The organism is Mucilaginibacter sp. Bleaf8, from assembly GCF_018390515.1.
Classification (GTDB): Bacteria; Bacteroidota; Bacteroidia; order Sphingobacteriales; family Sphingobacteriaceae; genus Mucilaginibacter.
Map to the genome: position 1 here is coordinate 1987210 of NZ_JAHBBK010000001.1, position 26424 is coordinate 2013633.

Genomic DNA, 26424 nt, shown 5'->3' on the forward strand with positions numbered 1-26424 from the left:
CCTATGCTACCATTTGCTTATTATATTTATTGCGATACTCAACGGGCGACAGGCCGGTTATTTTTTTGAATATGGTACGAAAGGCTTTTGGATCGGTATAGCCTACATTATACATCACCTCATTTACGTTTTCACGTGATGATTCCAGGCTCATCTTGGCAGCTTCTATTTTTACACGTTGCATGTACTCCAATACGGTATTGGAGGTAGCTTTTTTAAACCGCCGTTCCAGGTTACGCCTGCCGATGGCCAGCATATCGGCCAACTGATCTATCGTAATTTTTTCCTGAAAATTATGTTCGATGAATTCCTGTGCCTTGCGGATGGCTTCGTCTTCATGCTCCTTTTGGCGGTGAAAAATAATAAAAGGAGATTGGCTGCTGCGGTCAATATCTATTTCAAACACTTTAGATGACAGGATGGCCAAATCACGACCCGCATGTTTTTCAACCAGATACAAGATGAGGTTAAGCGACGAATAGGCACCGCCGCTGGTATAAATGCCTGCTTCATCAGTAACGATGCGGTAAGGCATCAGGTTCACCAGAGGAAACATCTTTTTAAATTCATCGGCCATCAGCCAGTGTGTAGTACAACTTTTACCATTTAGCAAACCGGTAGCTGCCAGTATAAATGCACCAATACACAAAGAAACCACCTCGGCCCCTTGCTGGTAATGCTGAACTATCCAAGGTAAAAAGCTTTGGTTGGCGGCCAGTATCTGTGATATATCTCCATGTACGGCCGGAATGATAATCAGATCTGTTTGGGTAACTTCACTAACAATCTGGTCGGGATTGATGGTAAATATCCCGTTCCCTAAACGCGTTTCCTTAGCCAGGCCTACCAAATGAATATCAAATAATGCCGGTTTCCCCGCCCGCTGCATAGCATCATTTACCCGTGAAAACATTTTATAAACGGCTTCGATGTTGCTAAGGCTGGTTTCGCCCGAAGGGATAAGGATAGAAACATGTTTCATATTATCAAATCTACCTGAAAACCTTGTCGTTATCAACCCTTTATTTGTCGTTTTTGTACCTTACGGTACCGCTTGCAGTAAGCTATGTTTGCTAAACAAATAAATCTAAAAACTCAACCATCATGACACAAATTAATGCTTACCTGATTTTTGACGGCCAGTGCCGCGAAGCGCTTACCTTTTATAAAGAATGCCTGGACGCCCAATTGGAACTTATGCTGGTTAGCGAATCGCCCATAGCACAGCAGTTCCCTGAAACCATGCAGAAAAAAGTAATGCATGCTACACTAACCAAGGGCACGTTATTGCTCATGGGTTCTGATATGGGCTGTGCAGATAACAGTGCCTATGCAAAAGGTAACGATTTTTCTTTATCTTTAAACTGCAGCAGCGAACAGGAAATCAACCGTTTATATAAGGTGCTTACAGAGGGTGGCGAAGTGCTGGAAGCTTTGAAAGTACAGTTTTGGGGCGACTGGTTTGCTGCATTTCGAGATAAGTTCGGTATCCGGTGGATTCTGAACTATGCAATTAACAAACCTCAATAACCTGCTTACACACCATGAAACCGCAAGCCATCAAAACGTTGTACTGGATTCTTACTATCCTTTTTGCTTTAGCCATGCTGGGTGATGGCTACGGTGGTATTACCCGGCAGCAAGCCGGGGTAGAGGTATTGAACCACCTGGGATATCCAATATACTCAATGGTGATATTTGGCGTAGCTAAGGTGTTGGGTGCATTAGCTATTTTACAAAACCGCTTTGCTACCATTAAGGAGTGGGCTTATGCAGGCTTTACATTTAACTTCATTGCAGCAGCAGCCTCAAGGGCCGCAGTGGGCGATCCGGCTGGCCAACTGGTGCCACCTGTTGTAATGCTGGTTATATTGTTTGTAAGTTACTTTTTATGGAAAAGGTATAATAAACTAAACGCTGTAACTTATACCACATCAGCTTTTGCTTAATCTGTTAAATACTAATTATAAAACCTGCACAATTATGAAAATCGCCGTTATTATTGTTCGCGTTCTGATGGGGCTTATGTATCTGTTTGCCTCGGTAGTTGTACTTTTCAAAATCAATATGGGCCCGCAGCCCGAGTTACATGGAGGTGCCAAGTCATTTATGGAAGGCATGATAGCTACCGGCTATTTTCTTACTTTGGTTAAAGTAACCGAGCTGGTATGTGCCATCGCATTTATAACCGGCTTTTTTGCACCGCTGGCTACTGTGGTTATCTTCCCTATTACACTGAACATTTTCTTGTACCATGCATTTCTTACCCCCGGCGATTTATTAATGCCGGCCTTGCTGCTGTTGGGCAACCTGCTATTAGCTTATGCTTACCGTAAGCACTACGCCAAACTGGTAGTAGCTAAAGCGGAATTGTAACTTCATGAATATATTTTACTTAAGGAAAATGCCTGCGTTGCATTTCCCTTAAGTAAAAATCAGTTTATAAAAAGGTGTTTTCACCTTTTTGCACAACTTGTGCTACTACTAGTTGACAGGCACCTGCATTTTATTTATAATTAGCCTATTATACACTAGTAAGGTAAATGCTTATCTTTATGTATAAAATTTATCACCCTAATTAATCTTGCTATTACTCAACCAACCGGTAATATCATCTAATGAGGGCTACACAACCAATTAACCTAAGTTTTTATACATAAACGCTGCCCGTGCTATTAGTCGGTATACTGACTTTATACAGGGCGGCATTTTGTTCTTGTAAAAAAGTATGATGTTGCCATCACAACTATCAGCACATAATAAGGCTAAACGTACCAGGTATAGCGCCATAAAAATAGCCTTGCTTTATATTGGGATCAGCTTAATGTGGATTGCGTTGAGCGATCAGGCATTGTTCTCCCTGGAGGGTAAGCTTCCGCACAACTTATTTCTGTTTCTTACCAGCGCCAAAAGCTTTCTGTTTACACTGGTAACCGGCCTGGTGATATTTAACCTGGTACGGGCAGATCAGAAGAACTTAATTGATAGTGAAAACCAGTACCGCAATATTTATGAAGGCAACCCAAACCCGATGTGGATTTATGATTTAGCCACATTGCAATTTGTTTCAGTTAACGATGCGGCCATCACTAATTACGGTTACTCGGAAGAAGAGTTTTTAAGTAAAAGCATTCTCGACATCCGGCCAACCGAAGATTGGAAGCTGTTGAAAAAGGATGTAAACCAACTGAATAACCTATACCAGGATTCGGGCGTATGGCGGCATGTAAAAAAAGACGGCACAGTAATTTATGCCAGCATTTCCTCGCACCGCATTATTTTCAACAACCGCTCCTGTATGATGGTAGTAGCGCGTGACACTACCGAGAAACTAATATTTGAGAAACAGCTGGAAAAAATCAATAAAACACTTTTGGAACAAAGGAGCAAGCTGAGCGAAACCCAAAAAATAGCCAAGCTGGGCGGTTGGGAATATGATGTAATGAACAAGCACTTATCATGGGCTAAAGAGCTGTACTTTATAACCGGCCTTAAACCGCAAACCGGGCGCAGATTACTGGATGTTTACCTGGATTACATTCATTCTGAGGATATTGAAATGGTTAAACACGAATCGTGGACAACCATCCAAACAGGTAAACCATTAGATATAATTTACCGCCTGAAAGCGCCTACCGGCGACACCAAGTACGTAAGGCAATTGGGCCAAGTAGAGTATGAGGGCGAAACGCCGGTTAAAGTAGTAGGCTCACTGCAGGATGTGACCGAAATAAAGGTACTGGAAGAAGAAAAGAACAAATATTTATTCAACCTTGAAGATACGGCGAATTCTATCAATGAGATATTCTTTACCCTAAACCATAACATGGAATTTACGCTGGTCAATAAAAAGTTTGAGCAGGAATATGGCTTAAACGCCGGCGAGGTAAAAGGCAGGAAACTGTTGGACGTGTTTCCGGCTGGCATTGTAAATCTGAATTTTTATACGGCTTATGAGCAGGTAGTTCATGAACATGTTGTTGTTAACATTGAGGATTACTCACCCCGTCTGGGGCAGTGGCTCAGTATGTCGGGGTATCCTACTAAGGAGGGCGGCGCTTTTTACCTAACCAATATTACTGAGCAGAAGCAAAAAGATCAGCAGCTACAGGAAGCTGTTGAACGCTTCAATTTTGTAACTAAAGCCACCAAGCTGGCCATCTATGATTACCTTATACCTGAAAAGCATTTAAGGTTTGAGGCTGGCGCCTGCGATTGGATGAACGACTCACCAGCACCGGGCACCAACGGTGCCGAATGGTGGACGCAGCACATACACCCCGACGATGCTGCGGAAGTAATAAGCCAGCAAAAACAGGCCATTGCTCAAAAAAGTACTGCCTGGAACATGGAATACCGCCTTTACTGCGGCACCGATACTTACCACTATGTACTTGACCAAGGCTACTTCATCTTTAATGAAAACAATGACCCGGTAAGATTAGTAGGCGCTATCAGGGATATTGATGAACTAAAACGATCGAACGAGGAAAATAAACGGCTGGCTGGTATTATTACCCGCATCAACAACATGGTTATTGTGATGGATGCCCAAAACCGGGTAACCTGGGTTAATAAAGCTTTTGAGGATTTTACCGGTTTTAAACTACAGGAAGTAAAGGGCCAAATTTATGGCACTTTTATGCGCGGGCCAGAAACATCTACAGAAGTTACCTCCTACATTCAGGAACAAAAATCCCAACTGAATGCATTTAACGTAACATTGGTTAAATACAACAAAGCCGGGGAACGCTACTGGGCGCAGGTTGAGTTTACACCTACTTTTGATGACAACCGGCAGCATACCGGTTACATAGCCGTTTACCAGGATATTACACAACGTAAGGCACATGAAGAAACATTGCAACGGCAAAACGACGCATTACGATCAGTAGCCTGGCTTAGCTCGCACGAAATACGTCGTCCGGCCGCATCTATACTGGGGTTGATTGACCTGCTGGAACATTCATCAGAACCAACAGAGCAGCAGCATTTAATAGGGCTGGTAAGCCAGTGCGCTCATGAACTGGACAGCATCGTTCATGACATTACCCATAAAGTAGAAGCAGAGCTGCAAATCAAATAACCATTATTGCAATAAATAGCTTTTTAGTGCATCAAAACTATTAGGTAAGCTTACTGCCTGGGATATTTTAGCTTCCAGTTCTTTTACCTGTTGCGGCACATCAATATGCTGTGTCATAGCCGGTGTAAATACATCCGGAAACTTACAGGGATGCGCTGTGGATAGGAATACCCCGGCAACGCCTGCGTGCGCTTGCTGCCATTCTTTTAGCGCGCGCCAGGCTATAGCCGTATGCGGACAAACCACATATTGGTACGCATCAAATACCTGCTGCATAGCTTCACGGGTTTGCTCGTCAGTGTAGCTATAGCCGGTCATCAACTGGCTTAACTTTGCCATATCTTCCTTAAACATATCGGCAATACGCATCCAGTTGCTGGGATTGCCTACATCCATTGCATTGGCAATGGTTTGTACCGAAGCCTTTGGCTCGTATACGCCGGTTTTAAGGAAAGCCGGAACGGTATCATTAGCATTGGTAGCTGCAATAAACTGGTGCACGGGCAGGCCCATTTTCCAGGCCAGCAGGCCGGCACCTATATTGCCAAAGTTCCCGCTCGGAACGGCAAAAGCGACCTGCTTTTTGCCCTGGCGCAGCAATTGCGCATAGGCATTAAAGTAATAAAAGGTTTGCGGAATCAAGCGGGCTATATTAATGGAATTGGCTGACGTTAAACGTAAAGCCTCATTCAGCTCAGCATCGGTAAAGGCTTGCTTAACCAGCGCCTGGCAATCATCAAAAGTACCGTCAATTTCCAGCGCGCGAATATTTTGCCCGTTGGTGGTTAATTGCAATTCCTGAATGTTACTTACTTTACCTTTAGGATACAAGATGGTAACACGGGTATTGGGCACACCTAAAAAGCCCAAAGCCACCGCCCCGCCGGTATCGCCCGAGGTAGCTACCAGCACATCCAGCTGCTTTTCACCGGGCTGTAAAAAGTAGCTCATTACCCGGCTCATAAAGCGGGCGCCAAAGTCTTTAAAAGCCAGCGATGGCCCATGAAACAGCTCCAGCACATACGCATCCTCCTCCAGTTTAACTACCGGCGCCGGGAAATTAACCGCATCATCAATCAGCGCCTGCAAATCCGGACCAGGTGTAGCATCGCCCAATAGCGTTTTAGCTACCTCAAATGCAATTTGCGGCAGCGTATAATGATGCAGATTGTGGATAAATTCATCACTCAGGCGGGGAATGTCTACAGGCATGTACAAGCCCCGGTCTTGTGGCATACTGTTAAAAACGGCTTCTTTAAAATTTACCTGATGTGCTGTATTGTTGGTACTATAAAGTTTCATGGTGATTTTGGATGTTTGATTTTGTCCTGACTTTTAATTCCTGGTTCTTGTATCTCGACGCGAACACCTACCCTATTACCCGCGGACCGGCATCATTAATGGTTGATACATAAGCAAAAGAGCCAATTTTGAGCGCTGTTAAATGCCGCTGTAATAGCTGGGTGATTTGCCGTGCAGTATCCTCATGGCGGGCAAATGCAAACACCGACGGCCCCGAACCGGATATACCAAAGCCTACAGCACCGGCATTCATAGCCAGTTCGCGCAGTTTGTAAAAGTCGGGAATGAGTATGGAGCGCACAGGTTCAACCAGTACATCCTGCATACTGCGGCCAATCAGGTCAACATCCTGCATAAACAGGCCGCTTACCAGGCCGGCAATGTTGCCCCACTGGGTTACAGCATCTTTCATGTTAATTTGTTTTCGGATAATTTGACGGGCCTCACGGGTAGGTACATCCACATCCGGAAAAACAATAGCACAGTATAAATCTTTTGGATGTGGCAACCGGATTACATCCAGCGGCTCGTAGCTACGGATGAGCACAAAGCCGCCTAATAAGGCGGGCGCAACATTATCAGCATGCCCGTGTCCGCAAGCCATCTCCTCACCTTTCATGGCAAAGGGCAGCAACTTGGCTACGTCGGTATCATCCCCCAATAACGTTTTAACAGCAAACAAACCGGCCACCGTACTGGCCGAACTGGAACCGAGACCACTACCAATAGGCATTTTTTTATGCAGCTCAATATCCAGCCCCACATCTGGCCTGCCTACACTTTCCAGGTAATGCTGCACGCTTACACTTACGGTATTCCTGGCCGGATCAAGCGGCAAACGACCATCATCACCGGTTATTTTACTGATGGTGATACCCGGTTTATCGGTAAGGCGCATAATTACCTCATCGCCCGGCTCGTTCACGGCAAAACCCAGCACATCGAACCCGCAAACTACATTGGCTACCGTGGCAGGCGCAAACACGTGGATGCTATCGCCCCCCAGCCCCCTTAAGGGTGAAGTTTTGATTTGGGAGGATGAAGTATTATGTAATATTTCTTGTTCCATTTTTGGATGCTAAAACTTTGTTCTTCTTAATTATAATTATTGCCTCTTGGTTCCAACTCCGGAATCTAATCAATTCGCCCCTACATTTATTAAATCAGCAAATACACCTGCTGCAGTCACCTCCGCACCTGCGCCGGGGCCTTTTACCACCATAGGGCGTTCCTTGTACCGGTCTGTGGTAAAGGCAATAATGTTATCACTGCCCGACATGCTGAAGAACGGATGGCTTTCATCAACCATTTGCAGGCTAATTGAAGCTTTACCATTATCTAATTTGCCAATATAGCGCAGTACCTTACCGCTGCTTTCCGCCTGTTGCTTAATATCGTTAAAGTAAGCTTCCTCGGCCAGCAGGGCGGCGTAGAACTCATCTACGCTTTGCGCATCCAGGCAGGCTTGCGGCAGTATATTTTCAATCTCTACATCTTCGGCCTCCATCTGGTAACCGGCATCACGGGCAAGGATCAGTATTTTGCGCATAAAATCTTTCCCGCTCAGGTCGTCGCGTGGATCGGGTTCGGTATAACCTTTTTCCTGCGCGGTTTTTACCACGTCATGAAAGCTGGCATCACCCTTAAAGTTGTTGAAGATAAATGATATGGTGCCCGACAGGATAGCCTCTATTTTTTGTACCCGGTCGCCGCTTGACATCAAATCTTTCAGGGTGCGGATGATGGGCAGCCCTGCCCCCACGTTGGTTTCGTAAAAGAAATCAACGCCATGTTTGCGGGCTGTGTCTTTAAATGTTTTATACTGATTGTAAGCTGCCGAGTTACCGATCTTGTTGCAGGTTACGATAGATATGGTTGCTTTAAACACCTCCTCATAAAAAGTAACCGGTACCGGACTGGCCGTATTATCAACAAATACGCAGTTAGGCAGGTTCATGCTTTTCATGCGGTTAACAAACTCTTGCAGATTGGCCGGCTGGCCGTGTTGTTCCAGCTCGTCCTGCCAGCTGTCTAAAGACAAGCCGTCTGAATTGAACAGCATTTGGCGAGTGTTGCTTATACCAGCAATTTTAACCTGGATGCTGTTATTATGCTGTAAAAACTCACTGTGTTCTTTTAACTGCCTGATGAGCGTTTTACCAATATTGCCGGTACCTAAACAAAATACATGCAGCGTTTTGTTGAATTGCACAAAAAAGGCATCGTGTACAGCATTCACCGCCTTGGCCAAATCGGTAGCTGAGATAATTACGGAGATATTGTATTCTGAAGATCCCTGCGCAATGGCCCGTACATTGATACCATTACGGCCCAGGGCATGAAATAACCGGCCAGACATACCGGGTGTTTGCTTCATATTTTCGCCTACAATGGCCAAAACGGCCAGGTTACCTTCAATAACAGGCTTATCAAGCTTTTTGGCAGCCAGCTCCAACTCAAATTCCTGTTCCATTAGCTGGCATGCCTTTTCGGCATCGGCAGGGTTTACTGCAAAAGTAATGCTGTGCTCGGATGATGACTGCGTAATCAGCACCACATTAATCTGCTCGCGTGCTAGCAACGAGAACAAGCGGCCACTAAAGCCCGCCTTACCCACCATGCCGCTTCCCTGCAGGTTAATAATACTTATTTTATCAATAGAGGATATGCCTTTAATAGGTAAGTTGGAATTTTGACAATCGTGCCGGATAACGGTACCTGCAAAGCCTGGCTCGAAAGTATTTTTGATAACAATGGGTATCTTTTTCAGAAAAGCCGGAATCATGGTTGGCGGGTATATTACTTTGGCGCCGAAGTAAGATAGCTCCATGGCCTCTGTATAAGTAAGCTCAGGCAGCGAGAAAGCTTTTTTGACGATGCGTGGGTCGGCGGTCATCATGCCGTTCACATCAGTCCATATCTGAATTTCGCTGGCATGTAACGCAGAGCCGAAAATTGCGGCGGTATAATCGCTGCCGCCACGGCCCAAAGTAGTTACCTGGCCGGCATCATTACTGGCTATAAAGCCGGTAACAAATAATAACTTGCCTTTATTCTCGTCAACAAAGCTACGGATCAGTAAATCAGTAAGCTCGGTATTCACCTTAGCCTGACCAAAACTACTGTCCGTTTTAATTACCTCGCTGGCATCAACATAAAGCACTTCTGGAAAATATTGCAAAGCCATACGGCTCAATAGCAAAGCAGAACAGCGCTCACCAAAGCTTAAAATCAAATCGCGGGTTTTAGGCGTAAGCTCACGCAGCGTATAAACGCCCTGCAGCAAATCCTCTAACTGGTTAAAGTAGATTTTAAGACGGGTAAAAACAGGATTTTGATGCGATATTTCCAGCAATTGCTTAACTACCCCAAAGTGGCGGCTTTCCAGTTCGGCCAGTTGAGCCGTAAACTCTTGACCGGCCGCAGCCTGACCGGCCATTTCGGTAAGCAGGTTAGTTACGCCGCTCATGGCTGATACCACCACAACCAAGCTATCGCCTGCCTGATGCTCCTGTTTAACAATGTCCATTACGGCACTGATGCTTTGTACCGAACCTACAGATGTTCCTCCGAACTTTAAGACTTTCATAAAAGGCTGTTTAAAACAAAAGCGCCTTCCCGTTTTAAAGGAAGGCGCTTTGTTGGTTTTATCTTTTGTTTTACACCATACGGTTACCTTCCTCCATGCTTTATGCCGGTGGTAATAATAATGGTAATAATGGTGTTGTTAATAATCATCAGATTTTAGCTGAACTGCTTTTTGTAAATTAAAACGCTTTTTTTCAGAAATGCAAGCTTTAAGTGTGATTTATTTTCGAGGAGTTAATTGGTCATTAAGGCTGCAATATTTATATACCAAAACCTTTTAGAGCTATAGCTTTCCCAAAAAAAGAAACTAAAGCCCCATAAAAGCAAAAAACCACCTGCATTTTCATGCAGATGGTAGCAATTTATTCTTGTTTTTTATCCCGGTGCAATATTAAATGGCCATTTTATTAAAAAGACCTCAAAAAATAAACAGCAACGACTAAATTTAGTGCGAAAAAATTCAAATTAAACCTTTCCTTCTTCAAACTCCCTCACCAAATTACAACAAATCAGTCGCCACAGCAATTGCAAGACTACTATCTTTCAATTTTCATGCAAAAATAACATATTTTATTTATTAAAAAATCAAATCGTAAGCCATAACAAACATTTAATGTAAATTTTACACTAAGTGTACAAAATTGATCACTACTGAAAAGTATTAATTAAAATCACTAAGCAATGCGCAATAGTTACTGCTTAAAGATTAAATAACAAACAAAAAAGCCGCCGGAAAATTCCGGCGGCTTTAGTATAGTAAGTTATCTATTTCCTTATGCTTCTACAGATTTAACTGTTTTGATGATACGGGCAGCTACTTTGTACGGATCGGCAGCTGAGTTTGGACGACGATCTTCCAGGTAACCGCTCCAGCCTTTTTGTACGGTGAATAGCGGAATACGGATAGAAGCGCCACGGTCAGACACGCCATAGCTATAATCATTGATAGAAGCAGTTTCGTGCTTACCGGTTAAGCGCTGATCGTTATCAGCACCGTAAACAGCAATGTGCTCTGCCACTACCGGACGGAAAGCTTCAAGTACTTTAGTATATGTTTCTTTGCTGGCAGCAGTGCGCAACAAGGTATTTGAGAAGTTAGCGTGCATACCAGAACCGTTCCAGTCTAATTTGCCCAACGGTTTGCAATGCCAGTTAATAGCAACACCATAGCTTTCGCCAATTCTTTCCAGCAGGTAACGTGCAACCCAAATCTGATCGCCGGCTTCTTTAGCGCCTTTAGCAAAAATCTGGAATTCCCACTGACCGGCAGCTACTTCGGCATTGATACCTTCAACGTTTAAGCCAGCTTCTAAACAAACGTCTAAATGCTCTTCAACAATTTCGCGACCGAAAGCATTGTTAGCACCTACTGAACAGTAGTATGGACCCTGTGGCGCCGGGTAACCGTTTACCGGGAAACCCAAAGGTTTGTTGGTTTCTGAATCCCACAAGAAATACTCTTGCTCAAAACCAAACCAGAAATCGTTATCATCATCCTCAATAGTAGCTCGACCGTTTGATGCATGCGGGTTACCCTCCGAGTCTAAAACTTCGCACATCACCAGGTAGCCATTTTTTCTTTGCGGATCTTCGCAAATAAACACTGGCTTCAATATACAATCAGATGAACCTCCCGGTGCCTGCTCGGTTGAAGAACCATCAAAGCTCCAAAGCGGGCAATCTTCCAACTTACCGCTGAAATCTTTTTCAATTTTTGTTTTACTACGTAAACTTTGGGTCGGTTTGTAACCGTCTAGCCAGATGTACTCCAGTTTAGCTGCTGCCATTTTTGATTGTTTATTTATTGGAACAATAATTAGTAAGACACTTTACATAGCATTTACTATGTACCAACAAAATTAATCCTTTTTTAATAAAAAATACAAAACTTTCAACAAAAATTAGTGTATGATCATAAATTCCACTACTTTTTGTTATGAAATAAGAAATTTTTGCATATAAAATTTACTTTCAGAATAAAAAGTGCTTTTTTGAATAATTTATTTAACTACACAAAAGCACTTAATGTAAATTTAACATTACACAGTACAATACATACCGATATAGTAAGCACTTACCATATAAAGTTTTTCAAAAAAGGCTTATTTATGAATTGCGTATTTGTCCATTGCCCTTAATCAGCCATTTATAACTGGTTAACTCTTCCAGCCCCATAGGCCCGCGGGCATGCAGTTTTTGTGTGCTGATGCCTATCTCGGCACCTAAACCAAACTGCGCACCATCTGTAAATGCGGTAGATACGTTTACATAAACGGCAGCAGCGTCAACTTTATTTAAGAATTGCCCGGCTGTCTGTTCGTTTTCAGTAATGATAGCTTCGCTATGTTTGGAACTATGCGCTGCTATATGATCTAATGCCTCCTGCAAACCAGAAACTGTTTTAACAGCCATTTTGTAGGATAGAAACTCTGTACCAAAGTGTTCATGAGTTGCTTTATGCAACAAAATATCAGGGTAATACCCGCTTAAAACCGAGTATACTGCTTCATCAGCATAAATTTCCACCTTTTTTTGCGCCAAATTGTTCACTAATGTTGGTAAATCACTTAAACGATTGGCATTAATCAGAAGACAATCCAGGGCATTACACACGCTTACCCGTCGCGTTTTTGCATTATAAACAATGGCGCTGCCTTTTTCCAAATCACCTTCAGCATCAAAGTAAGCATGCACTATGCCGGCACCAGTTTCAATAACAGGCACTTTACTGTTTTGCCTTACATAGTCTATGAGTTGCTGGCTACCTCTGGGTATAAGCACATCTACATAACCACTGGCGCTCAGCAAAGCTGCCGTCGCCTCGCGTTCGGCAGGTAACAGGGTAGCTGCATTGGTATCGATATGATGTACTTTTAAAACATCGTGAATAACTGTAATGATAGCCTTGTTAGAAAACTCAGCATCACTCCCGCCTTTTAACACACTTATGTTACCCGTTTTAAAACACAATGAAAAAACATCGAAAGTTACATTAGGGCGCGCCTCATAAATAACCCCCACCACGCCAAGCGGCACTCTTACTTTTGACAGCGCCATACCGTTAGGCATAATATTTTGCATTAAAACGTTACCTAACGGGCTATCCATAGCCGCTACATTGCGCATATCCTGTGCAATATCTTGTATACGGGCAGCCGTTAGCTTAAGCCGGTCATATTTCGGATCAGCAACATCCATTCGGTCCAGATCTTTTTGATTTTCGGCCAGTAAAAAGTCTGTTTTAGCAACAGCAGCTTCGGCAACATCCAGCAATATTGATTTAATTACAGTTGCCGGCAGACCAACAATGGCACGACTGGCTTTCACCGCATTTTCAAAGTAGGCAGTATAGCTCATAAAGTTTAGTAATTTAAATGCAGATAATCATAATGAACCAAAGGCTTCTGATTTTTTTGCCCCACGCGCTCGCGTGCCTTATCCGAGCCATATTCGGCAATACCCTGGCCAACGAGTGCATTTTGCTCATCAAGCAGTTTTATAATGTCGCCCTTTTTAAAATCGGATAATACGCTATTTAAACCGACCGGCAACAAGCTGGTTGCCTTGCTGGATAACAGCGCCGCCTTGGCCCCATCATTTACCTGCACAGCGCCGGTGGCAAAATGTGCGGCATGGGCAATCCATTTCTTTTTGCCCGATTTACTTTTTTGCGGTACAAAGCGTGTATGCTGAACGGTATTTTGCAACACGCCGTTCAAAATACTATCTACCGTACCATTGGCTATATGTACGGCTATACCCAGCTGTGCTACCTTTTGCGCCATGGTTGATTTGGTAATCATGCCCCCGCGCCCAAACTGTGATTTACCGGAGCTGATAAAGGCAGAAAAATCGGTACCGCCGTCGTTGATCTCCTCAAGCAGTTGCGAGCCGGGCAGTTTAGGATCACCGGTGTAAATGCCGTTTACATTGGTAAGGATAATCAATGCGTCGGCATTCAGCATGGAGGCTACTAATCCGGCCAGCTCATCGTTGTCGGTAAACATTAGTTCAGTTACCGATACCACATCGTTTTCATTTACAATGGGAACTACCTGGTGTTGCAGCAGTATCTCCAGGCAGTTTTTCATATTCAGATAATGCACCCGGTCGCGGAAATCTTCTTTGGTAACCAGCACTTGCGAACACAGCAGCTGCTGCTGTTCAAACAGGCTGGCGTAAGTATTAATCAGTTTTACCTGACCGATTGAAGCCAGCAACTGCCGGGCGGCAATGTTATCTACCTTATCAGTTACCTTAATTAAACTACGCCCTGATGCTACCGCGCCTGACGATACCAAGATCACCTCTTTACCCTGTTTCTTTAAAGCGGTAAGCTGTTCCACCAAATGACCGATGCGATAATAATCGGGCAAACCATCGGGCTGTGTAAGCACATTGGAACCCACTTTAACAATAAGGCGCTGGTAGTTGAATTTCATGATATGGTACCCTTAAAAACAATGATACAATTACACCATAGCAAATGCAACACTTATAAAGCTTTATAAAAATTATAAAGCAAAATACTGACCTTTTAAATATTTGAATATATTTGTCTACTTATTACATAGACTTTATATAGTTTAAACAAGATGAATTATACAAAAGCCCCTTTATTACCTACTTGTTGTTGCTGAGCACAGCAGACTATATACACATCAGGAAATAAATACACCCTCAATTTTAACCTTACTTCATGAAAATTTATACTTACACTCCCTTAGCATGGCTACGCTTAATTAGCACGGCAGCTTTATTTTTAATTGTCACGGGCAGGTTTGCATTTGCACAGGAAAGCACACTGATTGTCATATCCGGCAGGGTGATCGATCAGACTACGCAGCAAGCGCTGCCCGGCGTTAGCGTAAATATTAAAGGTACGGTAGCCGGCACTTCCACTACCGATAAAGGCGACTTTTCCATCAAAACCCGCTTGAAGTTCCCCCTTACTCTGGTATTTAATTATGTAGGCTTTCAACAACAGGAATATGTAATTAAAGATGCCCGCTCCAAGCTGAACATCGAATTGGTTACCCAAACCGTTTTAGGTAAGGATGTGGTTGTAACCGCATCGCGGGTTGAAGAAAGTATACTGAAATCGCCGGTAGCTATCGAAAAGCTGGATATCCGTGCCATTCGCGAATCGCCGGCTCCTTCTTTTTATGACGCGCTTGAGAATGTAAAGGGTGTACAAATGACCACATCCAGCTTAACCTTTAAAGTACCCAACACGCGTGGCTTTAACATTCCTAACAACTTCCGGTTTATGCAACTGGTTGATGGTGTGGATATGCAGGCGGCAACCCTGGGCGTACCGTTGGGTAATGCCATTGGCCCTACCGAGCTGGATATTGCCAGTGTTGAAATTACCCCCGGCGCGGCATCAGCCCTTTACGGCATGAACGCCATTAACGGCATGGCCAACCTCATGACCAAAAATCCGTTTGTGTACCAAGGCTTAAGCGTTTACCATAAAACAGGTGTAAATCATGTGGATGGTAAAGATCATGATCCAAGCGTACTGACCGAAAGCGCTATCCGCTACGCTAAAGCATTCAACAACAAGATTGCCTTTAAGATTAACGCCAGCTACATGCAGGGCACCGACTGGATTTCCAACACCCGGCTTGACCAAAACCCAAATAACCTGAATAGCGCTAATCCGGGTTTCCCGGCCCTGAACAATGCCAATGCCGCGTTTGACGGCTGGAACAAATATGGCGATGATGCCTTAGCAGGTAGCAACCTTGTATCTATCAGCGGCCTGAATATTGACGGCAAAGCCAACCAAACCCTGCGTGTGTCCCGTACCGGTTACTGGGAAAATGAACTGGTAAGCCCTAAAGTATCCAATTTAAAGCTCGACGGATCACTTCACTATAAACTGAACGACAAAATAGAAATAGCTTATGGCTACCGCTATGGTAAAATGGATGGCGTGTTTCAGCGTGGCAACAAAATACGGCTGGACGGGGTAACCGTACAAAACCACAGCTTGGAAATAAAAGGCAGTAATTTTAAGGTATTAAGCTACGTTTCGTTAGAAAATACCGGCAACTCATACAATGTAAAACCACTGGCCGATAACCTGGATCTGTACAGCGGCGGCTCATCGGGCGCATGGGGCACTAAATATAAAAATGCATTGAATGCGTACGCAACAGCAAATGGCGGCACTTTAACATCAGCTAATTTGGCTGCTGCCAACAACTATGCACGGCAAATTGCAGATGCAAGCCGTGTAATACCTGGCACCGATGCTTTCAATCAACTTAAAAACACGATCATTGGCATCAATAACTGGGACATTAAATCAAGCCAGATACCCGATGCACCTGAAACGGGCGGCGCTGCCCTGGTACAACATAGCCGCATGTACCACACCGAGGCCCAGTGGGATTTATCCAAACAGGTAAAGATTTTTGATTTGCTGCTTGGCGGCGATGCCCGCGTTTACCAGATCATTCCGGACGGCAACAACTTTGTTGATTTTTCGAGACCGATTGCCGAGCGTAACAAGCCACTGGCCGACGGTTCTTTTGGTGATAATGTTTATTATAAAAAGTTTGGCGCTTTTTCGCAGGTTACTAAAACCTTTTTTGATAATACACTAAAAGTATTCGGCTCGTTACGTTTTGATTATAACCCCGAGTTTGACCCTAAATTTACGCCGCGCATTGCTGCCGTATACTCGCCGGTTGAAAATCAGAACTTCCGTGTTACCTATCAGCAAGGCTATCGTTTCCCGGCACTGTTCGAGGCGTTATCTTACGTAAATAACGGGCGGGTAAAACGTGTGGGCAGCCTGTCTTACATCAACGAGGGCTTGGGCTATTTAGAAAACAGCTATACCCAGGCATCCGTTATCAACTTCAATGCAGCTGTAAGCGCAGCTGGCAATACCGATGCTGCCGCCTTGCAAAACCGTGATATACTGCAAGTGGCTAACCTGCCTAAAGCACGCCCCGAAAAAATCAATTCTTTTGAGATTGGTTACAAAAGTGTATGGGCCGATCAGAAAGTAATTGTAGATATTGATGCCTATACCAACAAGTACAATGGCTTTTTAGGTCAGGTGCAGGTTTATGTACCCAAAGGCACAACCACCGGTACCGATGCAGCCGTTTTGGCCATGCTCGACAGGAACCGCGATGCTACGGCAGCCACCAGTACTACCGCCGCCAGCAATGGGCAAGACCGCTACCGGGTATACACCAATGCCAAAAACGATTACGTAAATTATGGCTCGGCCATTGGCGTTACCTACAACTTTTATAAAAAATTCACCGTTGCCGGGAATGCCAGCTTCAATAAACTGAAGACCAATAAGACCGACGATATTTTTGTAACCGGCTTTAACACCCCACGCTGGACCACCAACGTATCTTTTGGCAACCGTGAGATCGTGAAAAACTTAGGCTTCAGCGTAGTATACAAATGGCAGGAATCCTTTTTGTGGGAAAGTCCGCTGGTAACCGGTACGGTACCTGCCTTTAGCACTTTTGATGCCCAGGTTACCCTGCGTGTACCGGCTTATAAAGCTAACTTTAAACTGGGCGGATCTAATATTTTCAACAAGCGCTACATACAATATGCCGGTGGCCCTACCATTGGCGGATTGTATTATTTAGCCGTGACGTTGGATGGGTTATTGAGGTAGAGACTCTCACCTAAAAGCCCCTCCCAAACCCTCCCCGGTAGGGAGGGCTTTTGATCTGTAATATATAAAAAATAAATGGTCATTTCGAGTGATAACGAAAAATCCTATACGCTTAACTTAATCACCGTATAGGATCTCTCACTATCGTTCGAGATGACCTTTTCGTTTACAACCTATTATGCAAAGCCCTTTCTACCGGGGAGGGGTAGGTAGGGCTATTTTTCAATCAAACAAACCGCGTAGGCTACAACGCCTTCTTCACGGCCAATAAAGCCCATTTGTTCGTTGGTGGTGGCTTTGATCGAAATATCTTCTTCGGAAATGCCAGCCGCCGGGGCAATGTTAGCCTTCATGGCCGGGATGTGCGGATTGATTTTGGGAGCTTCAAGACAAATCATGGCATCGATGTTGCCAATTGTCCAGCCTTTTTCTTTAAGCAGGGCTACCACGTGTTGCAGCAGCACCAGGCTACTGATACCACGCCAACGTTCATCTTTGTTAGAAAAATGATAGCCAATATCGCGAAGATTGGCAGCGCCTAACAGGGCATCGCAAATGGCATGCACCATTACGTCGGCATCAGAGTGGCCAAAAGCGCCAGAGTGGTGCTCAAGCGTTACGCCGCCCATTACAAAAGGATGTGCTTCTTTCAACTGGTGCACATCAAAACCAAAACCTACCCTTATTTTACTCATGGCTTTTTATTGGCGCCAAAGTTAACACTTACTGTAAAACGCAGGGTATTGGCCAGCGCACTTCTTTGCTGCGTAGCTGCTAAATAAGCCAGATCAAGGTTAAAAATATCGTATTTAAAGCCTGCGCCCATTGTTACGTACTGGCGGTTACCTTTATCAGGATTCTCGTAAAAGTAGCCGGCACGTAAAAAGAACTGCTTGTTGTATCCATATTCAACGCCCGGCGCATAGCTAATCTCTTTTATTTCTTCTTTAAAACCACCCGGTGCATCGGCAAACGATTGTATAATGCCCGATGGTACCGACACATTATCATCATATCCGCTCACAATATTGCCTTCCATATTCCGAACCGGCGGCGTAGGCACCAACAGTTTATTAATATCAAAGGCCAAAGTAACCTGGTTATAACTATCCAGGTACCATGTATTGGCAGCGCCCAATTTTAAATTAGTAGGTAAAAAGTATTGCTGCCCGCCGTCGGTATAACTTATTTTAGTACCAATGTTAGAAATATTAACGCCGAAAGCCAGCAAGGCGTCTTTTCCAAACTGTTGCGTAGGCTTACGATAAAAGGCTGATACATCGGCAGCAAAGGCATTGCCTGCCTTGGTTTGCTGGCCGGCCACAAAAGCGCCGTTGGTTAAACTGGAATGGATATACCTGAAAGTAAGCCCTAACGAAAAGTTTTCGCCAAACTTACGGGCAAACGAACCATCGAGTGAAAATTCATTAGGGCGGTAAGTTCCCTGATCGTTCTGATTAGCATCAACCAGCTGTATGGCGCCCAAATTAAAATACCGTAATGACAGGCCTATCGTATTACGATCATCCAGTTTGCGGGCATAGCTTAAATAAGCCAAATTAACATCCGATACCAGACGGCGAAGCCAGGGGCTGTAAGCTACCGACATATTATCGCGACCTTCAATAAAAGCCAGCTTGGATGGATTCCAGTAAGTTGCATTGGCATCCGGGCTTATGGCCACGCCAGCATCCCCCATGGCACCCGAGCGTGAATCGGGCGTAATATTTAAAAAGGGCACAGCGGTAGTAATAGCATTGCTGCTGCTGCCATTGGTATTGGTGCCACCTGTACCAATAGTTTGTGCTAACAGCGGTACCGGTATAGATAAGAGCAAATAGGTTATGATGCGATAGGTAAAAACTCTCATTGCCGCAAATTAGCTGTAATTTTTTGTTAAATATCTATCCTACTACGATAAAGACTTATAAATGTTAAATTGATTAAAACGATATTTTTAAGCAATTTGCAAAACTTTAGTGAAACTGCTACCGTAAAAAGACGCATACAAGATATATTAAATTTCTGTCAACCGAAAGCAAATTACTGTTTGAACGAACGTTGTACTTTTATTGACTATTTTAACAGAGATGAGCAATTATTTTACTAAAACTGCTTTAGTGGTACTGGGGTTAGGCGCGTTGCTGAGCAGCTGCAGTAAACCTATGCGGTCGCAAAAAACCGGCATGGCTTACAATGACCGTAACAATGGCGGCTATCTTCGCTTTAAGCAAACACACCCTGCACCGGGCCCGGGCTTAATTCCAATTGAAGGAGGTACCTTCGTTATGGGTGGCAGTGCCGATCAGGACATGGCTTACGAAAATAATAATGTACGCCGCCGTGTTACTGTAGCGTCTTTTTACATGGACGAAACAGAGGTATCGAACCAGGACTGGTTGGATTACCTGCACTGGATCAGCATCACTTTCCCGGACGACCGCGAGTTGTATTACAATGCTACGCCCGATACCCTGGTATGGCGCAGACCATTATCTTACAATGAGCCTTATGTTGATAACTACTTACGTCACCCGGCATTTCAGGATTACCCGGTGGTTGGTATTACCTGGGAGCAGGCACAAAACTACTGTACATGGCGTACCGACCGTATGAACGAAAATATTTTGCGTGAAACAGGTCGTTTAGCCAGTTGGAAAGATGCATCGGGCAATGGCAAAAGCAACGGTAAGGGAGGCGGTGCACAACCATCCATCACCGATCCGTTTAACACCGATATGTACCTCAACGGCCAGTACAGAGGACAGGGTATTGATGGTAAGAACATGATACGCGACCTGAACCCACGTGCACAAGCCGGCGCTAATGGAAAAGGCAAACCTACCCGTCCGGTACGTGTAGAGGATGGTATCCTGAAACCAGGCTACCGTTTACCAACCGAGGCCGAATGGGAATATGCAGCCTTAGGGTTGGCGGGTAACACGCAATATGAAAACATTGAAGATGGTAAGATGTATCCATGGAATGGCATGGGCGTACGCTCAGCCAGCAAACGTACCCGTGGTATGATATTAGCCAACTTTAAACGTGGCGAAGGTGATAACATGGGTGTGGCCGGATCATTGAACGATAAGGCTGATATTACAGCCCCGGTACGTTCTTACGAGCCTAACGACTTTGGCCTGTACAACATGGCAGGTAACGTAAATGAATGGACAGGTGATACCTACCGCCAGATGTCGTTCGAAGACTTTGAAGACTTCAACCCGTTCCGTGGTAATGAGTACACCAACAAACGTTTGGCCGATCCTGAAAAAGGTTTATATGCGAAAGATAAATATGGCCGTCCAATTAAAGATGCAGCTAAATCATCACGTAAGTTAACCTGGAATGAGTTTGTTGCACAGCAGCAAGGCGGCCAGGGCGGTAATGGTAACGGCGCTCCTGCTCCAAACACCACAGCAAGCACCAACCCAATTGCTGGCAAACCGTACAACGCCGACCAACGCGGCTATGCCGACTCGGTAAACAACAGCCTGTATGGCGTAACTACCTTGGTAAATGACCACTCAAAGGTTTTCAAAGGTGGCTCATGGAATGACCGTGCTATGTGGCTAAACCCAGCTACCCGCCGCTTTATGGACCAGGCTGATGCAAGTGCTGAAGTAGGTTTCCGTTGTGCGATGACCATGGTTGGTGCACCAGAGATCAATCCTAATGGCAAGCCACACTTCAGAGTGAGCAAACCACGTAACTATAGCTCAAAAAGCAGATAATATATAGCTTAATAAGTTAGGTTAAATAAAAAGGGATGTTACTGTAGTAACATCCCTTTTTGCTTTTTATCAGTTAATCAAAGCTTATTTTACCTACATCTTTCAACTTTATTGCGTAAGCGCATATTGTACCAGATTAGCACCCATTCTAAGGGCTTTAATACGCGTTTCCTGACTATCGCCAGCATAGGTGCCATAATCTTCCCAACCATTACCTAAATCGCACTCCACATCATAAAAACACACCAAGCGGCCTTTGTAAATCAGCCCAAAGCCTTGCGGGCGCTTGTTATCGTGCTCGTGAACTTTAGGTAGCCCGTTCGGGAAATCAAACTTTTGATGATAGATGGGATGGCTGAGCGGTAGTTCAACAAAATCGAGTTCAGGGAAAACGCGCTTCATTTGCGGGCGTATGAATTTATCCAGCCCATAGTTATCACAAATGTGCAAAAAACCGCCACCGGTTAAATACTTACGCAGATTGCGCACATCCTGATCGGAAAAGATAACGTTGCCATGCCCGGTCATAAACACAAAGGGATAATTGAAAAGCTCGGCACTGCCTGCCTCAACGGTTTCGTCCTGCGGTTTAAAATTGGTTTTAAGATTTTGATTGCAGAATCTGATTAAATTGGGTAGCGCGGTACGGTCGCCATACCAGTCGCCACCGCCATTATACTTTAATCGCGCTAGCGTGTAGGTAGGTTCGGGCCGGTAACTGCTCAGCAACAGGCCGGTTATCAGAATTACAAGTGATTTATACTTCATTCGCCACATAAGCATTTCCCCTTTTACTCGTTAAATGCCTTACCAAACAGGTTTAGCCGGCTATCTGTTTAAAAAGTTTACTTCAAAGCAAGCCTCAAGCGCCGCGGTTTCGGTACGCAGGCGGCTTTCGCCTAAAGTTATGGGTTTGAAGTTGTTTTGCAAAGCCTCATCAATTTCCTTCTCGGTGAAATCGCCTTCGGGACCAATGAGTATCAGGCTGCGTCCATGCAATTCCAGTTGTGAAGCCAGGCTTACTTTTTCTTCTGGCAGGCAGTGGGCAATAAACTTTTGCCCATCAAAGGGAGCCTGCACCAATTTACTGAAAGATTGTATATCGTTCAGTTGTGGGTGATAGGCTTTAAGGGATTGTTTTATGGCAGAAGTTATAATTTTATTCAGGCGGTCAACCTTAGCTTCCTTACGTTCGGATCGCTGACATAACAAGAGAGAAACTTCATCAATACCAATTTCGGTAGCTTTTTCCAAGAACCATTCTAGCCGCTCTATATTTTTGGTTGGTGCTACAGCAATGTGCAGGAAATGGTTGCGCTTGCCATATTGTTGCCGGGTTTCAACAGTTTGCAATTGTGTGCGCTTTGGATGCGCATCAGTGATACGGGCCGTATAAAAGCCACCCCGGCCATCTACCAGTTGCACATGATCGCCTGCTTGCAGGCGCAATACACGAATGCAATGCTTACTTTCCTCCTCGCTTAAACTGTACGTGGCAAGTTGTGGATCAATGTCGGGTGTATAAAAAATTTGCATCAGCTTGCGGCTTAATGTAAATCTTTCATATCTTCCTCGTTCAGCAGTATCTCCAGCTTAACTGACTCTACATTCTGATCCGATTTTTTCAATACCGTAATATTGTAACCGTTTGATTCGCGTTGCTCGCCTACATCCGGTATCTTACCGAATATTTCGCTTACCCAACCCGATATGGTATCAAAGTCACCATCTTCCGGCAAATCATGCGGCAGGTGCTCATTTACATCATATATAGTGGCAGAAGCACTGATGATAAACTCACGGTCGCTTACCTTATCTACAATAGGTTTCTCTTCGTCAAACTCATCCTGTATCTCACCTACCAGCTCTTCTACAATATCCTCAAGGGTTACCATACCAGCCGTACCGCCAAATTCATCCAGTACAATGGCTATCTGAATGCGTTTTTGCTGCAATTCGGCCATTAGCTCATTGATCTTTTTGGTTTCGGGGATAAAGTAAGGTTTACGGATAATTTCCTTGATCTCGAATTCCTCTTTACGCGCCAGTAATGGGAGAATATCTTTGGCGTGTACAATACCCACAATCTTGTCAATGGTATCGTCATACACCGGCATACGTGAATAACCTTCGGTTATCAGGCATTCGAGCAGTTCGTCCGTGTTGCATGACAGATCTACGCCTGATATTTTGGTACGGGGTACCATGATATTTTTAACCACGCGCTCATTGAAATCAAACACGTTCTTGATCAGTTCGTGTTCGTTTGAATCAAGCGCACCGCTTTCTTTACCTTGCTCCAACAGGTATTGCAACTCTTCGGAACTATGATGCGCTTCGTCGCCATGTACGGCGGTTACGCCAAACAAGCTCAAAATAAAGTTAGCAAAAGTGTTCAGTACCCAGATGGCTGGCCTGAAAACCACAAAGAAGAAACGTAGCGGATAGGATACTGCAAGCGTGGTGCGTACAGAACGCTGTATGGCCAGTGTTTTAGGAGCCAGCTCACCAAATACAATATGCAGTATGGTGATGGTGATGAACGCAACAACATGGCTGATGTTGATGATTAAACTTGAGGTAATAACCAAACCAAACATGGAAAAGAGTTTCAGCATGATGGTGGTTACCACTTCTTCGCCCGCCCAGCCCAAGCCCAGCGAGGCAATGGTAATACCTAGCTGCGTTGCAGCCAGGTATCCGTCCAGATTATGCATTATACCCCGGGCTATCTTAGCAGTTCGGCTTCCGGCCTTTGCCTGAATTTCAATTTGAGAACCGCGAACGCGCACAATGGCAAACTCCGCAGCCACAAAAAAGCCGTTCAGTAAAACCAAAAATATGGTAAGAAATATATGAAAACCGTTAATATCTAAGTCGGGGCCCATGTAATAGTTATTGGTACGCAGGGAAAGTGGAATTGTACAACTCCAGACCTTCGTTAATTACCTTGAGCGCATACGGCTTGCCCATTAAGTGCTCAATTGTTACGTTTTTACCTTCCAGCTTTTTGTAATCCTGGAAGAAACGTACGATCTCTTTCATAGTATGCGGAGGCAATTCATTTAAATCATTGATGTAGTTTACCGACATGTCGTTTTTAGCTACGGCAATGATTTTATCATCCTGCTCACCATTATCTACCATGTGCATCACACCGATTATTTTGGCTTCGATCATTGACATTGGGAAAACATCAACAGAGCAAATAACCAGGATATCCAATGGGTCTTTATCATCACAATAAGTTTGCGGAATAAAGCCGTAATTGGCCGGATACATTACAGACGAAAACAAAACACGGTCTAATTTCAATAAACCAGATTCTTTGTCGATCTCATATTTGGCTTTTGAGCCTTTAGGAATTTCAATAATAGCATTTACCACGTCAGGTATGTTTTCGCCAGGCGAAACCTGATGCCAGGGATGTTGTGTACTCATTTAGTAGAATTTGTTTGAATAATTAATAAATTAATGTTCGTCAATTTTGTTTTTCACATTGCCTTTTTTAAAAAAAGCAATCAGCAGTGGTATGGTAGTCACTGCTATCAGGGCAAACACTATATATTGCAAATAATGCCTGAGTTGTGGGTACTGCCGCCCCAGAAAATATCCGGTTAGCGTTAAAGCCACCACCCAGGCTACGCTGCCAATAACATTGTATAACGTAAATCGTTTAAAATTTACTTTTACTACACCTGCAAAGATAGGTGCAAAAGTTCTGATTATAGGGAAAAATCTGCCCAAAACCAGTGCCATGCCGCCATATTTCTGATAAAATTCTTCGGCCATGGTTACATAACGCTTCTTAAAAAAGAAGGAGTCGGGCCGCCGAAGCATTACAGGTCCGGTTCGGTAACCAAACCAATACCCGGTAAAGTTGCCTAAAATGCCGGCTGCTATGAGCGATAACACCAGTACCGTGATATGTACGTCCATGAATCCGGTAGCACATAACAGGCCTGCCATAAACAGCAGATAATCGCCAGGTAAAAAGAACCCAAAGAACAACCCGGTCTCGGCGTATACCACCACCAGCAACAGGTAAAAGCCACCTTTACTGAGTATGGCTTGTGCATCCGTTAAGTTTTGGAGATGTTCCCAGAGACTTTCCATTCACAATATCTGTAAAGCTACAAATATTATAACAATTTGCCGTATTGCCCAAAATTAAATAAGCTTAGACACTTGCCTGATAATACTGTATTATAATATAACTGCAATCATTCGGTATAGCTTAAATACCATTAATATTGCTATTGCGGTGAGTGATGTAGTCACCGCCTTGTATTTTAAGATGATGTTCTTCAATTGGCTGCTGGTATACATATACCCAGCAGTCTACCACCTGCCCTCCCGATAATGTTACAGGCTTCAATTCACGGCTGTATAAGGCCGGGCTATCATTTACACCCTCGTACTCATCTAAAATATCGAATACCATTTGGGCGTCTGTTACAATGTATACTTCGCCTTTTACAGTGTCGGCATTATTGCCGGTTTCAACCAAAGCAGGGTATTCGCCCAAATCATAAAGTGCACCGCTTGTTTGCCCATGGTCGCCCAGTTGCATTTTAGCTGCAATACTGCCTACTATTTGATGGCCTATATCATTCAATAGGGTTCCATAAACAAATAAGTATGCCATTACTATAATTGATATTCTTTTTGGCAGGCACCGCTACCCTCCTGAGCCTGCAAAGCCATCTGCTTTACCTGCAAAAAGCCGGCATCTAAAAGTAGCGGACGGATAGTTTTATAAAGCAGATCGCCATCAGTGGTAGTCAGGTAAAATTCGCCATTACCACCGGTTTCGGCATCCAACTCGTAGCCCTCATAAGTACCTATGCCATGAAAGGTAACGGCTCGTTCCAGATGCTCTTCAAAATCATCCAGCTTTTCAAAGTCGTCAGGGTTAAAGGAAAATTTTACAATTAAATCTTGTGGAGTATCCATTTTAAATTGATTACGTTGCTAATATAATGGGTTGTGTTTATCTGATCATTAAGGTTTTGAACTATTCTATTATTGCCCATGTATATAAACAA

Annotated in this window: 22 protein-coding genes; 6 read left to right on the plus strand and 16 right to left on the minus strand. The window is 44.1% G+C overall.

Going from position 1 to position 26424, the window contains the following annotated elements; translation table 11 throughout:
* Position 1: 1 nt before the first annotated feature.
* Positions 2-982: a GlxA family transcriptional regulator gene (locus KHS38_RS08675; RefSeq protein WP_213488097.1), complete on the minus strand. Its 981-nt coding sequence runs from the start codon at positions 980-982 to the stop codon at positions 2-4.
* Between the two features lie 122 nt (positions 983-1104).
* Between KHS38_RS08675 and KHS38_RS08680 the strand changes: the two genes are divergently transcribed.
* The 4 genes from KHS38_RS08680 to KHS38_RS08695 all read left to right on the plus strand — a co-directional run bounded on the left by KHS38_RS08680 (position 1105) and on the right by KHS38_RS08695 (position 5086).
* Entirely contained in the window at positions 1105-1530 is a 426-nt protein-coding gene (locus KHS38_RS08680; RefSeq protein WP_213488098.1) for a VOC family protein, read from the plus strand.
* A 14-nt stretch (positions 1531-1544) separates the two neighbouring features.
* Positions 1545-1949, plus strand: a complete 405-nt coding sequence (locus tag KHS38_RS08685) for a DoxX family protein (protein ID WP_213488099.1) — start codon at positions 1545-1547, stop codon at positions 1947-1949.
* Positions 1950-1983: 34 nt separating this feature from the next.
* Positions 1984-2376: a DoxX family membrane protein gene (locus tag KHS38_RS08690; RefSeq protein WP_213488100.1), complete on the plus strand. Its 393-nt coding sequence runs from the start codon at positions 1984-1986 to the stop codon at positions 2374-2376.
* Between the two features lie 352 nt (positions 2377-2728).
* On the plus strand, positions 2729-5086 hold the full coding sequence (locus KHS38_RS08695; RefSeq protein ID WP_213488101.1) for a PAS domain S-box protein: 2358 nt from the start codon (positions 2729-2731) through the stop codon (positions 5084-5086).
* Positions 5087-5089: 3 nt separating this feature from the next.
* Here the strand turns inward: KHS38_RS08695 and thrC are convergent, their stop codons facing one another.
* The 6 genes from thrC to proB all read right to left on the minus strand — a co-directional run bounded on the left by thrC (position 5090) and on the right by proB (position 14418).
* A complete protein-coding gene (gene thrC, locus KHS38_RS08700) occupies positions 5090-6388 on the minus strand; it encodes a threonine synthase (RefSeq protein ID WP_213488102.1) in 1299 nt (432 codons plus the stop codon).
* A 67-nt stretch (positions 6389-6455) separates the two neighbouring features.
* Positions 6456-7457, minus strand: coding sequence for a homoserine kinase (locus KHS38_RS08705; protein ID WP_213488103.1), 1002 nt, complete (start codon positions 7455-7457; stop codon positions 6456-6458).
* 69 nt (positions 7458-7526) lie between these two features.
* Positions 7527-9977, minus strand: coding sequence for a bifunctional aspartate kinase/homoserine dehydrogenase I (gene thrA / locus KHS38_RS08710; RefSeq protein ID WP_213488104.1), 2451 nt, complete (start codon positions 9975-9977; stop codon positions 7527-7529).
* Between the two features lie 772 nt (positions 9978-10749).
* A complete protein-coding gene (locus tag KHS38_RS08715) occupies positions 10750-11763 on the minus strand; it encodes a glutamine synthetase beta-grasp domain-containing protein (protein WP_213488105.1) in 1014 nt (337 codons plus the stop codon).
* 319 nt (positions 11764-12082) lie between these two features.
* Entirely contained in the window at positions 12083-13333 is a 1251-nt protein-coding gene (locus tag KHS38_RS08720; RefSeq protein ID WP_213488106.1) for a glutamate-5-semialdehyde dehydrogenase, read from the minus strand.
* Positions 13334-13338: 5 nt separating this feature from the next.
* Positions 13339-14418, minus strand: a complete 1080-nt coding sequence (proB, locus tag KHS38_RS08725; protein ID WP_213488107.1) for a glutamate 5-kinase — start codon at positions 14416-14418, stop codon at positions 13339-13341.
* 257 nt (positions 14419-14675) lie between these two features.
* On the opposite strand from proB, the gene KHS38_RS08730 reads away from it, so the two are divergent.
* Positions 14676-17639, plus strand: a complete 2964-nt coding sequence (locus KHS38_RS08730) for a TonB-dependent receptor (RefSeq protein ID WP_213488108.1) — start codon at positions 14676-14678, stop codon at positions 17637-17639.
* Between the two features lie 215 nt (positions 17640-17854).
* Here KHS38_RS08730 and ispF read toward each other — a convergent pair whose 3' ends face one another.
* A complete protein-coding gene (gene ispF, locus KHS38_RS08735) occupies positions 17855-18334 on the minus strand; it encodes a 2-C-methyl-D-erythritol 2,4-cyclodiphosphate synthase (RefSeq protein WP_213488109.1) in 480 nt (159 codons plus the stop codon).
* A complete protein-coding gene (porV, locus tag KHS38_RS08740; RefSeq protein ID WP_213488110.1) occupies positions 18331-19509 on the minus strand; it encodes a type IX secretion system outer membrane channel protein PorV in 1179 nt (392 codons plus the stop codon). Before porV ends, ispF begins: the two co-directional genes overlap by 4 nt.
* Positions 19510-19729: 220 nt before the next feature.
* Here porV and KHS38_RS08745 point away from each other — a divergent pair, with 220 nt between their 5' ends.
* Entirely contained in the window at positions 19730-21376 is a 1647-nt protein-coding gene (locus tag KHS38_RS08745) for an SUMF1/EgtB/PvdO family nonheme iron enzyme (protein ID WP_213488111.1), read from the plus strand.
* A 108-nt stretch (positions 21377-21484) separates the two neighbouring features.
* Here the strand turns inward: KHS38_RS08745 and KHS38_RS08750 are convergent, their stop codons facing one another.
* The 7 genes from KHS38_RS08750 to KHS38_RS08780 form a co-directional block, all read right to left on the minus strand.
* Positions 21485-22144: a DUF4159 domain-containing protein gene (locus KHS38_RS08750; RefSeq protein ID WP_213488112.1), complete on the minus strand. Its 660-nt coding sequence runs from the start codon at positions 22142-22144 to the stop codon at positions 21485-21487.
* Positions 22145-22204: 60 nt separating this feature from the next.
* A complete protein-coding gene (locus KHS38_RS08755; protein WP_213488113.1) occupies positions 22205-22912 on the minus strand; it encodes a 16S rRNA (uracil(1498)-N(3))-methyltransferase in 708 nt (235 codons plus the stop codon).
* Between the two features lie 11 nt (positions 22913-22923).
* The gene (locus tag KHS38_RS08760) at positions 22924-24264 is read right to left on the minus strand and encodes a hemolysin family protein (RefSeq protein WP_213488114.1); all 1341 of its coding nucleotides are present in this window, start codon (positions 24262-24264) and stop codon (positions 22924-22926) included.
* Between the two features lie 7 nt (positions 24265-24271).
* Positions 24272-24817 carry an inorganic diphosphatase gene (locus KHS38_RS08765; protein ID WP_213488115.1) on the minus strand — a complete coding sequence of 182 codons (546 nt, stop codon included), beginning with the start codon at positions 24815-24817 and terminating at the stop codon, positions 24272-24274.
* Between the two features lie 30 nt (positions 24818-24847).
* Positions 24848-25492: a DedA family protein gene (locus tag KHS38_RS08770; protein WP_213488116.1), complete on the minus strand. Its 645-nt coding sequence runs from the start codon at positions 25490-25492 to the stop codon at positions 24848-24850.
* 121 nt (positions 25493-25613) lie between these two features.
* Positions 25614-26024, minus strand: coding sequence for a gamma-glutamylcyclotransferase family protein (locus tag KHS38_RS08775; protein ID WP_213488117.1), 411 nt, complete (start codon positions 26022-26024; stop codon positions 25614-25616).
* Positions 26025-26026: 2 nt separating this feature from the next.
* Entirely contained in the window at positions 26027-26332 is a 306-nt protein-coding gene (locus KHS38_RS08780; RefSeq protein WP_213488118.1) for a hypothetical protein, read from the minus strand.
* Between the last annotated feature and the right edge of the window lie 92 nt (positions 26333-26424).